The sequence below is a fragment of the Burkholderia dolosa genome (assembly GCF_902499135.1).
In the GTDB taxonomy this organism is placed as follows: domain Bacteria; phylum Pseudomonadota; class Gammaproteobacteria; order Burkholderiales; family Burkholderiaceae; genus Burkholderia; species Burkholderia dolosa.
Window position 1 is genome coordinate 19,857 of the sequence record NZ_CABVPR010000021.1, and the last position, 14,395, is coordinate 34,251.

Sequence of the window (14,395 nt, forward strand, 5' to 3'; positions counted from 1 at the left end):
ATCGCGCGTCGTGCGCGCGCTGCGCCGCCGCACGTCGAAGTCTCCGGGCTTCGGCCGCTTTCGCTAGAATCGATCTTCGTCTGCGCAGCCAGCGGACGGGCGTCGGTGCAGCGGCATCGGCCCGTCGCCGCGCTCGCTGCCCTCACATGGTTCATCCTTTGCCGGAGGCGAACGTGCCAGGACTCCTTCCCGACGTCGATCGCGACGGGCTGCTCGAGTATTCGGTGGTCTACACCGACCGCTCGATCAATCACATGTCGCAACGCTTTCAACACGTGATGCGCGACATTTCCGCCGCGCTGAAAAAAGTCTACAACGCGCAATCGGTCGTCATCGTGCCGGGCAGCGGCACGTTCGGCATGGAAGCCGTTGCCCGTCAGTTCGCGACGAACCGCAAATGCCTGGTGATCCGCAACGGCTGGTTCAGCTTCCGCTGGTCGCAGATTTTCGACATGGGCGGTATTCCGTCCGAATCGATCGTGCTGAAGGCGCGGCCGGTCGAATCGGGAAGGCAGGCCGCATACGCACCGGCTCCGATCGACGAAGTCGTCGCCGCGATCCGCGAGCACAAGCCGGACCTCGTGTTCGCGCCGCATGTCGAAACGGCGTCCGGGATGATGCTGCCCGACGCGTATCTGCGCGCGGTGGCGGACGCCGTGCATGCGGTCGGCGGCATGTTCGTGCTCGACTGCATCGCGTCCGGCACGGTGTGGGTCGACATGGACGCGAGCGGCGTCGACGTGCTGATCAGTGCGCCGCAGAAAGGCTGGAGCGCGTCGCCCGGCTGCGCGCTCGTGATGCTCGGCGCGCGCGCACGCGAGCGCATCGACGCGACGACGAGCACGAGCTTCGCGTGCGATCTGCGCAAATGGCTGCAGATCATGGAAGCGTACGAGAACGGCGGCTTCGCATATCACGCGACGATGCCGACGGACAGCCTCGCGACGCTGCGCGACGTGATCAACGAAACCGAAGCGTACGGTTTCGACAAGGTGAAAGCCGAACAGCTCGAGCTCGGCACGCGCATTCGCGCGCTGCTCGAGGAAAAGGGCTTCAGGAGCGTGGCGGCCGCGGGCTTTCAGGCGCCGGGCGTCGTCGTCAGCTACACCGACGACGACGGGATCCGGTCCGGCCAGAAGTTCGCCGATGCGGGCGTGCAGATCGCCGCCGGCGTGCCGTTGCAATGCGACGAGCCGGCCGACTTCAAGACCTTCCGCATCGGCCTGTTCGGCCTCGACAAGCTGCACGATATCGAAGGCGCGGTCGCGCGGTTCGCGAGCGCGCTGGATCGCGTGCTGTAGATCCGCTTCGTTCGGGGCGCGGCGGACGATCGCAGCGCTCATCGCGATCGCTGATCGACGGTGCGTGAGCACGCCGCACCATCGATTGCGGCCGCAACGGTTCGGCTGCTCACGCACTAGCGCGTTGCGATCAGGCTGCACGACGCGCAGCGCGTGATCACCGACACGCGGAAAAAGCCCGCCGCACTCTTGCGCATCTTCGGCCCGCTGATACTCGAACAGGAACCGCTTTACGCGTTCATGGCGTCGTTTCCGAACGACTATCCGCAGGTTCAGGTCGCTCTTTACTTCACGAACGCGTTCCTCGATCCGATCGCGGAACACGTCGGCGTCGCGATCCGCTTCGGCGCGTTGCAGGATTCCAGTCTCGTCGCGCAGCGGATCGGGACGGGCCGCTGTGGAATCCGATGCGGCGACGTGCGCGCAGATCTTACGGCGTCGCAATGCCCAGGTTCACGCCCGGACGATGAATATCGACCGAACAGCGCGTCGCGTCTTCTGCTGCAGGCATTGCAGCAGCCCGAACAAGAGCGTCGTCATTCGCCGCTCACTTTCGACGGATAGGCTGGTCTCTTTGGGGATTCACATGCCGAAAATCGCCGGAATCGACCACGTTGCAATTACCGTCACCGACCTTGCCGCAAGCTGCGCATTCTACGACGCGCTCTTCGGCACTGAAGTGGTCGCCGAGCATGTCGTGAACGGCCGCGTGCTCGTACGTCAGCTCGCCATCGGCGGCGCAGTCGTGAGCGTTCATCAAGCCGGCAACGGCGTCGATCTGGTCGCCGCCCGGCCGACGGTAGGCGCAGCCGACATATGCTTGCGCTGGACCGGTACGGTGTGCGACCTCGTCGGCCTGCTCGACGCAAAAAACGTCGACATTCTTGAAGGTCCGGTGCCGCGCATGACGGCGGACAGACGACCGGGCCAGTCCGTGTTCTTTCGCGATGTGGACGGCAATCTTCTGGAAGTCATGGCCGCCGATCAAGCCGCGTCCACGTGCGCGTAACGCTCGCCGTCGCCGCTTTCGCCGCCGCATAAGCGGTCCGGTTCGCGACGCCCAGCACGACGACGCTCGACAGATTCACGATGCGCGCCCAGCCGCGCGCCCGCATGCCCGGCAACAACCGCTGCACGGTCTGCACCGCCGCGTGCAGGTCATAGCGAAGCGACGCGTCGAGATCGTCGAAATCGACGGCCTCGACGCCGATCGGAACATTCGCGCGTGCGCCGCTCTCGGCCGTTGCGGTGCCACCCATAGATGCACGGCTACAACGCCGCCCGGCCCACCGACGCGCCGCCGTCGACGAACAGCGTCTGCCCGGTGATGAATCCCGCATCGTCGGACAGCAGGAATGCGACGGCAGCAGCGAGTTCCGCCGGTTTGCCGAACCGCTTCATCGGAACCAGCGACAGAAAGCGCTGCTCGGCGTCGCTGCCGACCGGCGTGTTCTGCCGAAAGAGCTCCGTCTCGGTCGGGCCCGGCGCGACGGCATTGACGGTGATGCCGGTCTCCGCGAGTTCGAGCGCCCACGTGCGCGTAAAGCTCACCATCGCCGCCTTCGCCGCCGCGTAAGCGGTCCGGTTCGCGACGCCGAGCACGACGAGGCTCGACAGATTCACGATGCGCCCCCAGCCGCGCGACCGCATGCCCGGCAACAACGCCTGCACGGTCTGCACCGCCGCGTGCAGGTTATGGCGAAACGACGCGTCGAGATCGTCGAGATCGACGGCCTCGACGCCGGCCAGGCGAACGAATCCGGCGTTGTTGACGACGCCGTCGAACGCGTAACGCTCGGCCAGCGTCGCGAGCGTGCGCGCGGTCGCATCGCGATCGGTCAGATCGACGGACACCAGCGTGCCCGGAAAGCTCGGATCGTCGGCACCGCGTGCGAGGCCGACGACGCGATGGCCGTCCGCGGCGAGCCGGTCCGACAGCGCGCGCCCGATGCCCTTGCTGGCACCCGTGATCAAAAAGGTCCGTTCAAGCATGACAAAGATTCCATGAGTATCGAAGCAGCGCCCGATGCCGAAGCGGCCGTCGAAGCGCCGGTATCGGCGGCCGCGAAAGCCGCCCGTCAGGTTGTGCTACGCGCAGGACGCGCCGCCGTGTCCCGCAGCCGAGTGTGTGCAGTGCGCAGAATCCGGCTGCCAGTTCGAATTCAGCATGATGCTGCACAGGTCGACGCGGACGAAGCCGGGATCCTTGTACGCGAGGAAGTCGTCGTTGAAGGTGCCGAACGTCGTGCCGGGACGATGCTTGAGGCCTTCGTAGAACGCGTCGATCATCCTGCCGGCAAAATCGGCGCCGCGCGGATACGCATCGACGACGGCCGCGCGCTGCGCGTCCGTGAACTGTTCGAAGCCGCGTCCGGCGACGTCCATGCCCGCGCCTGCCTGCAGGAGCGCGATTTCGGCATGCATGTGCTCGGGAATGCCGGGCGTCGTGTGCAGCGCGACGGCGGTCCACACCTTCTCTATGTCCGCGTCGGCGATATGCCGGCTACGCAGAAAATCGCGCGCGGCATTTGCGCCGTCCACTTCGAAACGCAGCTGGCTGTCGCGATAGACGGGCGTCAGCCCGATATCGTGGAACATCGCCGCGACGTACAGCAGCTCGGGATCGAACGCGACGTTCCGTCGCTTCCCGAGCAAAGCGCCCCACAGGTACACGCGCGTCGAATGATTGAACAGCAGTTCGCCTTCGGTGTCGCGGATCAGCTGCGTCACGTCGCGCGCCAGCTGGCTGTCGGGGATCGCGATGCCGGACAGTGCGCTCGCCGGCGGAGTCTTATCGTGCGTCATCTGGTTACTCGATCTGTGAAGGCCGCTTCCGATGCGGCGCTCGTCGCGCTCGACGCGCTCGTCGCCCGCGCCGCTCGACGCGGGCGGCTGGATGCCAACCGGAACCGGCCGTCGCGTCGCATATGGAAAGCTACGCTTGTCATGGATCAGGAAACAGGACCAAGATCGGGAAATTCGAATGTACTATCGCGCGTATGGCGACTTTCCCTATCGGCCTCGATCGCACCGGACGCACGTCGTTGTCCGTTCAGATTTATTCGTCGATCCGCGACGCGATCGAGTCGGGCCAGCTCGCGTCCGGCGCACGGCTGCCTTCCTGGTCGGATCTGGCCGCGCAGCTCGGCGTATCGCGAGGCACCGTCCGCGCCGCGTACGAGCGCCTGATCGACGAGCAGTTCGCGATCGGGCTCGGAGCGGCCGGCACGCGGGTGGCCGAGCGTCCCGCTCTGCCGGCGGCAGGCCGCTGGTCGCCGGAAGCGCCGCCGCTTCCGAACCTGTTCGACGCGTTCGGCACGGTGCCGCTGAAGTTTCAGATGGGCGTGCCGTCGCAGGACGCGTTTCCGTTCAAGCTATGGTCGCGCGTCCACGCGCGCGCGGCGCGTCGCGCGGCCGCGGCGCCGGTCGGCTACCCGGATCCGCGCGGAGAGCCGGATCTGCGCAGGGAGATTGCCGCCTATCTCGGCGTTGCGCGCGGCCTTCGATGCAGTCCGTCCCAGGTGTTCATCACGGCCGGCTTCTCCGGCGCGCTCGGCCTCGCGATACGCGGCCTTCAGCTGGAAGGCAAGCACGCATGGATGGAAGACCCGGGCTTCCCGCTCACACGCACGGCGCTGACGCTCGCGGGCATGACGGCGACCGCGGTGCCGGTGGACGCGGACGGGCTCGACGTCGATGCGGGGATCCGGCACGCGAACGGCGCCGCGCTCGCGGTGGTCACGCCGGGCCAGCAGGCGCCGCTCGGGATGACGATGTCGCTCGCGCGGCGTATTTCGCTGCTCGCGTGGGCCCGGCAGAACGACGCGTGGATCGTCGAGGACGATTACCTGAGCGAACTCCAGCTGACCGGACGTGCGGCGCCCGCGCTCGCATCGGTCGATCAGGATGGGCGGGTCCTCCACATCGGCAGCTTCAGCAAGACGATCAGTCCCGCGCTGCGTCTCGGCTTTCTCGTGGTGCCGCCGGACCTGGCAGGCCGCTTCGGCGACATCGCGGCCTGCCTCGCCCCCGCGCCCGCAGCAGGCGTGCAGCATGCCGTCACCGAGTTCATGCGCGACGGCCACTATCTTCGCCATCTGCGCCGGATGAAGCGGCTCTATGCCGCACGACGCGAAGCGCTGCTTCGCTGCCTGAACGCGCTGCCGCCCGGCTCGATCGGCGTGCGGACCACCGCAGGCATGGCGGTCATCGCTGCGCTGCCGGAATCCGCGTCCGACGTCGATATCGCGTTGCGCGCGCGAGCTTACGGCCTCGCGCCGGTCGCGCTGTCGCCGTGGTATGCGAACGCCGCCGGACAACAAGGGCTGCTGCTCGGCGTGACCAACGTGGACGAACGCACGCTCGCGGCCGACTGCGGCCGGCTGCTGGCGCTGATGAACGCGCGCGACTGACGGTCGCGAAGACCGGTTGCACGACCGCGTCTTGGTACATCGCAAATGTTCGTTCCTGGTGCTTTCGCCTGTACCGGCTCGATACAACAATGCGGGTATCTCAACGAGCCAGACGTCCATGAACATCCAGTCCATTGCAATTGCCGCCGGCGCAGCGATCGCGCTCGGCATCGCGGCACCGGCCGCCGCGCACGGTGCGGGTGAAACCGTCCCGCCGAATTTCCGGCACGCGATTCCGAATCTGCCCGGCAAGTCGCTGACCGCCGTGGTGGTCGACTACGCGCCCGGCGCGGCGTCGCCGGCCCATACGCACGCACGGTCCGCGTTCATCTATGCATACGTGCTGTCGGGCGACATCGAATCGCAGGTGAACGACGGCCCGAAGCGCGTGTATCACGCCGGCGAAAGCTTCTTCGAGGAGCCGGGCGCCGTGCATCGCGTGAGCCGCAATGCGAGCGATTCGCGACCTGCCAGGCTGCTCGCGGTGTTCGTCGCGGACAGCGACGACAAGGTTCTCACCACCCCGGTCAAGTAAATCACTGCATCAAGGAGTCACGTCATGAGCAAGCGTCTCGACTACAACCAGATCGCGCCCGCGGGCGTCAAAGCGCTCGGCGGCGTCTACGGCTACGTCGCGCAGAGCGGCCTGTCGCCGGTTCTCGTCGATCTCGTCTACCTTCGCGTGTCGCAGATCAACAACTGCGCGTACTGCCTCGACATGCACACGCGCGACCTGCTGAAAAAAGGCGTGAAGATCGACAAGCTCGCGCTCGTCCAGGTTTGGAAAGAGGCCGGCCCGCTGTTCGACGAGCGCGAGCGCGCCGCGCTCGCATGGGCCGAATCGGTCACGCTGGTCGCCGCGACCGGCGTGCCGGACGACGCGTATGAAGCCGTCCGCGCGGTGTTCGACGAGCGCGAGATCGTCGACCTCACGATTGCCATCGGTCTGATGAACACCTACAACCGGATGGCGATCAGCTTCCGCAACACGCCGCAGGCCGTGCTGGAGCAGTGAAGCGGCTCGCGCGCTGCGCCGATGCGACAGGCCGCATGCCGGCCCGCGTGGAAGCGGGCCGGTTGTGCACTGTGCGGGTTCTGCCGCGATGCGACGTGCGCGCATGCGCGGCCTTCACCGCTGCACGCACGTCGAATTACGCCGATTCGCACCACGATGCCTTCCGGCGTGAAGACGCGACCGCGCAATCGAGCGCGGCCGCTTTCCCGCATACGATTACGCGACCGAAACGCAAGCGGTCGACTGCGCGCGCCCGACGCAATCGATCCGGCGCACTCCGCAATGCACCGCATGCAGTTCGCTGCTGCAATACATTCGCTTCATCGACCGGCGTCGATCTGGCATCGTGAACGCGATCGAACGCGCGGGCGCAAACCGCCCGCGACGGTCGAGCCCGAGACTGACGAATCAAGGAGAACGCGAATGTCCGAAGCCGCCATTTCAAGCGCGAAAGAACAGCTCATCGCGCGCTGTCTGCCGTTTCTGAACGAAGTAAAAGACATGACCGCAGGTACGGAAGCCGAACGATGGCTGAATACGCGCTACGGTGTCGACAGCGACTTGTACAAGGATCTCGCCCGCCTGATCAAGCTGGGCGTCGAAGAAGGCTGGGCGGCCGACGTCGAAATCGCCGGTCCGAAATATCGCCGTGCGCGACTTGCCGCGCCGAGCGAGCAGACGTGCTTCTTCAGCATTACCGCGGTGCTGATGGACAGCACCGGCAACACGCAGGGCAATCCCGAACACGTATTCCGCGGCGACTATCACGCCCATCCGTATGGCGAGTTCAATCTCGTCGTGCCGCTCGACGACGGCGCCGCGCTGGCCGGGCCGAATGGATGGTGCTACGGCGGCTGGACCGCACCCGCGCCCGGCAGCCGCCACTTCCCGGAAGCGAAAGGCGGCGCGGTGATCGCACTGTTTTTCCTGCCGGCAGGACGAATCGCATACGACGTCGAGCCGCCCGTTCATTGAACGCGCGAGCAGCGGGCCTCGCACGAGGCTCGCTGCGGTCGATGCCGTTCAGGGAAAAGCGCGTTGACGCCGTCGCACGCACGCAGCTTGTCAACGCGCTTTCACGCGGCTCGCAGCCGCATGCGATCGGGCGACGTCTCGCACGCGACGCGCGCGTGCCCGTGGTCGTTCGCGTCGCCGCGCGGCCGTCGATCGCATCGTCGGCGCGCGGCCCGCGGCGGCATACGCCGTACTGCGACTGCGCGCGACGCGATGCAGCGCGCTCGACGCAAACGCCCGGCCGCGCGATGCGGACCGGGCATCGGCGAGCGCCGAACGCACTCGCCGAGACGAACGTCGTTCAGCGATTCAGAACCCGTAGAACGACGCGAACGCGTCGACGGGCGCCTTCGGCATGTGCGGGCGGCGGCTCGCCCATTCCGGGTCGCCGTAGCCCAGCGCCATCGTGCACACCACCATCTCTTCGGCAACGAGCGGCAGATTCGCACGAATGACCGCGTGATAGCGCGAAAGAAACTCCTGCGTACACGTGTCCAACCCGCGCGCCTTCGCGGCCAGCATCACGTTCTGGATGAACATCCCGAGATCGAGCCAGCTGCCTTTCTCGAGGCGCCGGTCGATCGTGAAGATCAATGCGACCGGCGCATCGAAGAATCGGCAATTCCGCGCGGTATTGGCTGCGCGCGCAACGACGTCGTCGTGGCCGATACCGAGCGATCCGAAGAACACCGCGCCGAACTCGCGGCGGCGCGATGCGAACGGCTCGGGCAACACGTCGGGAAGATAGCGATACTCGGACACATGATCGGCCGGCGACGTGTCGTGCGCCGTGCTGAGCGCGTCGACGAGTTGCGCTTTTGCGTCGCCGGTCGCGACGTGCACGCGCCACGGCTGCACGTTCGCGCCGGTGGCCGCGTAACGCGCCGAATCGAGAATGCCGGTCACGACGGCAAGATCGACTTCGCGATCCAGATAAAAGCGATTGGCGAACCGACTCATCATGATTTTCTCGAGTTCGGTCACTTCGTGGGTTGCTTCGATATCGTCAATGAACATGGGAAAGCCCCTCGTTGATTGCATGGCTAGAGGCTACATCGGCGGTTTGCATCGAAGAAGTGCATTTTCCCGAACAGGCAACTGCACGCCGTGCAGTTCAGTGCGCGCGCGGCGCGTCCGTCCATTGCGCGTCGGCCGTCGCGACTTCGCGCGCGGCATCTGCCAGCATCGTGCGCAGCCACACGTGCCCTTGATCGTCCGTGTGCCGCTCGTGCCAGATCATCTGCAATGCGCGCGGCGTGGCCTGCCACGGCAATTCCGCCGCATAGGCGGCCCCCGACCGGCTGAAAAGCCGGGCGAGCGATGCCGGCACGATCGCGGCCGTGCGCGTACCCGACAACAGGCTCGGAATCGCGAGGAAATGAGGCTGGACGATCTTGAACTCGGGCTTCCTGCCGATCGATTCGAATGCGGCCGTCAGCGCCGAGCGGTCGAACATCTCGGTCCGGCGCGTCAGACCTCGTTCGGACAGGAAGCCGTCGTCCGAACCGCCGGTGGAGACGACGAGCAACGGCAAAGCAGCGAACTCGCTCAGGCCGATTTGCCGTCCGGCGAGCGGATGATCGGACGCGATCACCATCATGTCGCGCTCTTCGAACAAGGTCTGCTCGCGAATGCGCGACGGCACGTTCGAAAAAGATCCGAGCGCGATCTCGACGCGACCGACGTCGATCTGCGTGGTCAGGTCGATTCTGCTCGCCGGCAACAGCGTGATGCTCGCGTGCGGCGCTGCGATCGACGTCGCGCGGAAGAACGGCGGCAACACGACCGCGGTCATGTAATCGGTCGCCGCGACGCAGAATTGCCGTTCCGTGCTGCCGGGATCGAACCGTTTCGGTCCGATCGCGCGATCGATGATGACGAGCGCGTCGCGCACGAGCGGCGCCATCTCGAGCGCGCGCGCCGTGGGCTCCATCCCGCCGACCGTTCGTATGAACAAGTCGTCGTCGAGAAACGCCCGCAGACGCGACAGCGCATGGCTGACCGCCGACGGACTCAGATGGATCGCCTCGCTGGCACGAAGCACGTTCCGCTCGCGGAGGATCGCGTCGAACACACGCAGCAGATTCAGATCGAGGTTGCTCATTGCCATTTCCCTGCTTTTGCGTCGGCAGACCTGTTCGAGGTCCATGCGGAAACCGGATGTCGTCGGGGCGGCGTCGAAGCGTTCTGCGAAGCTGCGCGGCGTACCGACGTCCGGCGGCCGATCGCTGCGCTCGCGTCGCGCGTTCCGTGCTCCACGATCGACGTGCAGCGATTGTCGGCAATCCGGCACGCGCTGTCGAGCGCCCACCGTTATGCCATACACGCCGCCGCCAGCTTGCCGACCGCAATCACGGCCTGCTCGATCTCCGCCGACCACGGGCTGCTGTAGTTGAGCCGGATGAAGTTCCGGTAATTGTCGGTGATCGAGAACATGTAGCCGGGCCCGATCGTGATTCCCTGCTCGAGCGCGAGCTGATACAGGCGCATCGCATCGACCTGCGCGGGCAGCTCGACCCACAGCACGTACCCGCCCGCCGGGCTCGACATGCGCGTGCCGTCCGGAAAGAACCGCGACACCATCGCGCGCATCACGCTCGCCTGCTGCGCATACGCCTTGCGGATCCGCCGCAGGTGATGCTCGAAGCCGTCGCGCTCGAGAAACTCGGCGATCGCCAGCTGCGGCAGCGACGGCGTCGCGAGCGTGTTCAGAAACTTCAGCTTCTCGACCTGATCGCGATATCGGCCGGGCAGCGCCCAGCCGATCCGGTACGCGGCCGTCAGGCTCTTCGAGAACGACGAACAATGCAGCACGATCCCGTTGCGGTCGTAGGACTTCAGCGTGCTCGGGTGCGAATGGCCGAAATACAGCTCGTTGTACACGCCGTTCTCGATGATCGGCATCCCCGCTTTCGTTGCGAACTCCACCAGTTCGCGCTTGCGCTCGTCGGGCATCTGAAAGCCGAGCGGATTCTGGAAGTTCGGCATCACCATGCACGCGACAACGGGCTGCGACTTCGCGATCGCCGCGAGCGCCGCGATGTCGATGCCGAGCTCCGGATGTGTGGCCACCTCGATCGCCTTCATCCCCATCCGTTCGATCGCGTGCAGCATCGCGTAGAACGTCGGGGATTCGACCGCGATCGTGTCGCCCGGCTTCGCGACCGCCTGCAGACACAGATTGATCGCCTCGGTCGCGCCGACCGTCACGACGATTTCGTTCGGGTCCACCGACATCCCGTTCTCGAGGTAGCGGCGCGCGATCTGACGGATCAGCCGCGGATGGCCGGGCGGCAACCCGTCCGCGACGCCCCACGACGACCGGTCGCGGCCGGCCGCATACGTGTACCGGTTGAGCTTCTCGAACGGAAACAGGCTCGGGTCCGGATACGGCGAGCCGAGCGGCACCGCGTCGTCGGCCTCGATCGAGCGCAGCGTCGACAGCACGAGCCGGCTCACGTCGACCGACGACGAGATCGCGATCGGCTTCGACGCTCGCAACTCGCGCACCGCCGGATGGCCGCCGTCGTGACGCAGGTTCACGAAGTAGCCGGATTGCGGCCGGCTCTCGAGCAGCCCGCGGCTTTCGAGCAGCAGATACGCATGCAGCACGGTCGTGATGCTGATCCGATGCTGCTGGCTCGCCTGCCGCACCGACGGAATCCGGTCGCCGTGCCGGTACACGCCTCGGCGGATCAGGCGTTCGATATCGTCCGCGAGTTTTTCGTACAGCTTCATCGCGCGCCTGCCGTTCGGTCGCGCGACCGTGTCGCCATCGCGTGCGTGATCGTGGGTCGCGAATGTCGCGTGCGTCGTCGTTCTACCCGGCCGTCGCGACGCCCGGCCTTTCCGCGCTGTTTCGCCTTTTCCATCGTGCTGACTCGCTGTTGAAGATGCGCCGGCGGACTCGGGCAGGACCGAATCCGTGGCACTGTGTACTTGACGAGCGAATCGTAAAAGAAGAACAGTTGGCGGCGAGCGCACACATCGGGCACGCAAACAAGAGTACAGTTCGGCGCAAATCGCGCATCTTTGGCGAACTGTACGTCTGACGAAATGGCGATAGCGGGGAAGCACGCGGCAGGCGGCGGAACGGCCGGCCACGGGCGTGTTCCGGCTCCGATATCGCTGACGCCGGCGAAACCGTGGACCAGCGCAACTCCACGGCGAGCAGCCGGAATCGCGGGAAAAGTCGCCGGCGTATCGACCGACCGCGCGCTCGACGTCGGTTACAAGGACGCAGCGGCCGCCGAGCTCCGGCGGCGGCGCCGCTTCGCCGAACGAGAAACGGCCGCGGCAACTCGCAACGACATGCCGGCGCCGCCGCTTACCTGGCGGTCTGCTGCCGCTGAACCTCCTGCGCTTTCATCTGCAGATAGGCGTTGCGGTCGACTTCGTGCAGCTGCCGCGGATACTGCTCGGTCGCGTCGAACCAGCGCGCGAGCCGCTGGTCGAGCGGTTTGTCGAGCGTCGCGAGATACGCGTCGATCGCCAGGTAGTAGCGCATCGTGTTGCGCTCGAGCAGCCCGCGCACGCCGCCGACGTATTGCGGGTCGCCCGATGCGCCGCCGACGGTCGTGAACCCGACCTTGTCGCTGCCGACCGTCGCGAGGTACGTCTTCATCGCCATGCGCCCGACCGCGCCGAACCCGTACGCATACGTCAGATGCAGGAACGTGCGCGACTCGCCGACCGGCACCGCCTCGAGCGCGATCCGGTAGTCCTTCGTGCCCATCGGGCCGCTGTCGGCAGTCAGATCGACCTGGAAATAGTCGGGCGTCGCGGCCGCGACGCGATAGCGGAACTGCACGCGATAGGTGTCCGACAGCTTTTGCTCGATCTTGCGGCCGACGTTCACGTCGAGCACCGCGCCGTTGCTGCCGCTCGATGCATGACAGTACTTCGTGTTCAGATGCAGGATCAGCACCGCGCACCAGTTCGCCGGGCCCTGCGACGGATCGTTCAGCTTGCCGTTCACGACGGAGAACGGATAGTCGACCACGGCGTAGATGTCGCCCTTCAGCGTCGACGATGCCTCCGACGATTCGAGGTACAGCGGGCGATGAAACGGGTTGCGCTTCAACTGGTCGCCGAGGCTGCGGTAGCGTTCGAGCAGCGCGGCGGCGCCGTCGGCGCCGAACGACGGCGCGCTGCAGGCGACGCAAAGCGCCGCGACGAGCGCCCGGCATCCCCGGCGGACGAGCCGCATCGCGCGTGCGGATCGGGTTGTCTCCATTCGTCTGCTCCAGCGAATGCGCGACGATTGCGCAGATGCGTCACAGAATACGCCGGGCAGCGCGAGGTCGCCCGGGCGTCGCTCACGCGACGCGCGAACGCGCGATGCCGGATGCGGCCGGCACCGCACGAGCGGATCAAGCGCGCGCGGTCAGCCGGTCACCGGCGTGCGGCGAACCTCGGTCAGATAGATCAGGATCAGCGACACCCACACGATCCCGTACAGGAACATGAAGCACGTCGTGCGCACGCGCAGCAGGTCGAGCAGCGCGCCGAACAGGATCGGCAGCAGGAAGCCGCCGAGCCCGCCCGCGAGCCCGACGATGCCGGTGACGACGCCCATGTTGTCCGGGAAATCGTCGGCGACGTACTTGAACGTCGACGCCATCCCGAGCGCGAACACCGCACCGAGCACGAACGTCAGCGCAACGAACCCGGCCACCGGCATCGCGACGTTCAGCGTCGCGGTGCCGTCGATCGTGTGGATCACGAAGTCGGTCGCCGGGTACGACAGCAGGAACAGGCAGATCCATGCGACCCACAGTCCCCACCACGTGACCGCATGTGCGCCGAAGCGGTCGGACAGCGCGCCGCCCAGTGCGCGCAGCACCGAGCCCGGCAGCGAGAAGCCGGCGGCGAACGCGGACGCCATCACGAGCGACATCCCGTATTCGCTCTTCAGATACTGCGGAATCCACAGCGACAGCGCGGTGAAGCCGCCGAACGTGATCGAGTAGTACTGGCACAAGCGCCATACGCGCGGATCGCGCAAGACCTTGAACGCGTCGAGCCACGAGCCGCCGCGCTTGCCCGCACCCGGATCGCGCGCCGACGCGAACCAGAAGATCGCGGCCGTGACGAGCAGCGCGACCGCGTACACGCGCGGCACGAAGCGCCAGCCGTACGCGTCGAGCAGCAGCGGCGTGACGAACAGGTTCACCGCTGCGCCGGCGGTGCCCGCGCCGAACACCCCCATCGCAAGCCCGCGCCGCTGCGGCGGAAAGAAGCGCGCGACGTACGGCGTGCCGACCGCGAACGATGCGCCGACGCAGCCGAGAAACAGCCCGATCACGAGAAACTGCCACAGCTGCGTCGCGTAGCTGACGACGTAGACGGGCACCGCGCACACGACGAGCAGCACCGTCATCACGATGCGGCCGCCGAAGCGGTCGGTCCACGTGCCGAGCGGCAGACGCATCAGCGCGCCGGTCAGCACCGGCGTCGATGTGAGCAGCCCGAACTCGGTGCCGTTCAAGCCGAGATCGGTACGCAGCTGCACACCCAGCACGCCGAACATCATCCACACGACGAAACACACCATGAACGCGAGCGTGCTCGCGGCGAGCACCGACCACGCGCGCAGCGGCACCGCCTGCGTGTGCGCGGCCGGGCCGACGTTACGTTGTTGGGTTGCCATA

At 66.5% G+C, this 14,395-nt stretch carries 14 protein-coding genes and 1 pseudogene; 7 read left to right on the forward strand and 8 right to left on the reverse strand.

Annotated elements, in window-relative coordinates; genetic code table 11:
• Nucleotides 1-173 precede the first annotated feature (173 nt).
• From BUB20358_RS11835 to BUB20358_RS11845, 3 genes are all read left to right on the forward strand, one after another.
• Entirely contained in the window at nt 174-1,301 is a 1,128-nt protein-coding gene (locus BUB20358_RS11835; protein ID WP_006767491.1) for an aminotransferase class V-fold PLP-dependent enzyme, read from the forward strand.
• A 153-nt stretch (nt 1,302-1,454) separates the two neighbouring features.
• Nucleotides 1,455-1,865, forward strand: coding sequence for a LysR substrate-binding domain-containing protein (locus BUB20358_RS28815; protein ID WP_223297002.1), 411 nt, complete (start codon nt 1,455-1,457; stop codon nt 1,863-1,865).
• Between the two features lie 22 nt (nt 1,866-1,887).
• Nucleotides 1,888-2,310: a VOC family protein gene (locus tag BUB20358_RS11845; RefSeq protein ID WP_035975988.1), complete on the forward strand. Its 423-nt coding sequence runs from the start codon at nt 1,888-1,890 to the stop codon at nt 2,308-2,310.
• On the opposite strand, the pseudogene BUB20358_RS11850 reads toward BUB20358_RS11845, so the two are convergent.
• The 3 genes and pseudogenes from BUB20358_RS11850 to BUB20358_RS11860 all read right to left on the reverse strand — a co-directional run.
• A pseudogene (locus BUB20358_RS11850) lies at nt 2,297-2,509 on the reverse strand (SDR family NAD(P)-dependent oxidoreductase); the annotation flags it as partial. The gene BUB20358_RS11845 and the pseudogene BUB20358_RS11850 sit on opposite strands and share 14 nt — an antisense overlap.
• Before the next feature lie 61 nt (nt 2,510-2,570).
• The gene (locus tag BUB20358_RS11855) at nt 2,571-3,293 is read right to left on the reverse strand and encodes an SDR family oxidoreductase (protein WP_006767492.1); all 723 of its coding nucleotides are present in this window, start codon (nt 3,291-3,293) and stop codon (nt 2,571-2,573) included.
• A 96-nt stretch (nt 3,294-3,389) separates the two neighbouring features.
• Nucleotides 3,390-4,106, reverse strand: coding sequence for an HD domain-containing protein (locus BUB20358_RS11860; RefSeq protein WP_006767494.1), 717 nt, complete (start codon nt 4,104-4,106; stop codon nt 3,390-3,392).
• A 194-nt stretch (nt 4,107-4,300) separates the two neighbouring features.
• Between BUB20358_RS11860 and pdxR the strand changes: the two genes are divergently transcribed.
• From pdxR to BUB20358_RS11880, 4 genes are all read left to right on the forward strand, one after another.
• Nucleotides 4,301-5,713, forward strand: coding sequence for a MocR-like pyridoxine biosynthesis transcription factor PdxR (gene pdxR, locus BUB20358_RS11865; RefSeq protein ID WP_035975992.1), 1,413 nt, complete (start codon nt 4,301-4,303; stop codon nt 5,711-5,713).
• Between the two features lie 118 nt (nt 5,714-5,831).
• Nucleotides 5,832-6,248: a cupin domain-containing protein gene (locus BUB20358_RS11870; protein WP_035975993.1), complete on the forward strand. Its 417-nt coding sequence runs from the start codon at nt 5,832-5,834 to the stop codon at nt 6,246-6,248.
• Nucleotides 6,249-6,272: 24 nt separating this feature from the next.
• On the forward strand, nt 6,273-6,728 hold the full coding sequence (locus BUB20358_RS11875) for a carboxymuconolactone decarboxylase family protein (protein ID WP_006767496.1): 456 nt from the start codon (nt 6,273-6,275) through the stop codon (nt 6,726-6,728).
• A 423-nt stretch (nt 6,729-7,151) separates the two neighbouring features.
• Nucleotides 7,152-7,703, forward strand: a complete 552-nt coding sequence (locus tag BUB20358_RS11880; RefSeq protein WP_006767497.1) for a 4-hydroxylaminobenzoate lyase — start codon at nt 7,152-7,154, stop codon at nt 7,701-7,703.
• Nucleotides 7,704-8,051: 348 nt separating this feature from the next.
• Here BUB20358_RS11880 and BUB20358_RS11885 read toward each other — a convergent pair whose 3' ends face one another.
• The 5 genes from BUB20358_RS11885 to BUB20358_RS11905 form a co-directional block, all read right to left on the reverse strand.
• Nucleotides 8,052-8,759 (reverse strand): nitroreductase, encoded by a 708-nt coding sequence (locus BUB20358_RS11885; RefSeq protein ID WP_035975995.1) that lies wholly within the window; start codon nt 8,757-8,759, stop codon nt 8,052-8,054.
• Between the two features lie 97 nt (nt 8,760-8,856).
• Nucleotides 8,857-9,846 carry a LysR substrate-binding domain-containing protein gene (locus BUB20358_RS11890; RefSeq protein WP_035976271.1) on the reverse strand — a complete coding sequence of 330 codons (990 nt, stop codon included), beginning with the start codon at nt 9,844-9,846 and terminating at the stop codon, nt 8,857-8,859.
• A gap of 209 nt (nt 9,847-10,055) precedes the next feature.
• Nucleotides 10,056-11,480 carry an aminotransferase-like domain-containing protein gene (locus tag BUB20358_RS11895; RefSeq protein WP_035975999.1) on the reverse strand — a complete coding sequence of 475 codons (1,425 nt, stop codon included), beginning with the start codon at nt 11,478-11,480 and terminating at the stop codon, nt 10,056-10,058.
• Between the two features lie 589 nt (nt 11,481-12,069).
• Entirely contained in the window at nt 12,070-12,978 is a 909-nt protein-coding gene (locus BUB20358_RS11900; RefSeq protein WP_006767500.1) for a hypothetical protein, read from the reverse strand.
• Nucleotides 12,979-13,128: 150 nt separating this feature from the next.
• Nucleotides 13,129-14,394 carry an MFS transporter gene (locus BUB20358_RS11905; protein ID WP_006767501.1) on the reverse strand — a complete coding sequence of 422 codons (1,266 nt, stop codon included), beginning with the start codon at nt 14,392-14,394 and terminating at the stop codon, nt 13,129-13,131.
• Between the last annotated feature and the right edge of the window lies 1 nt (nt 14,395).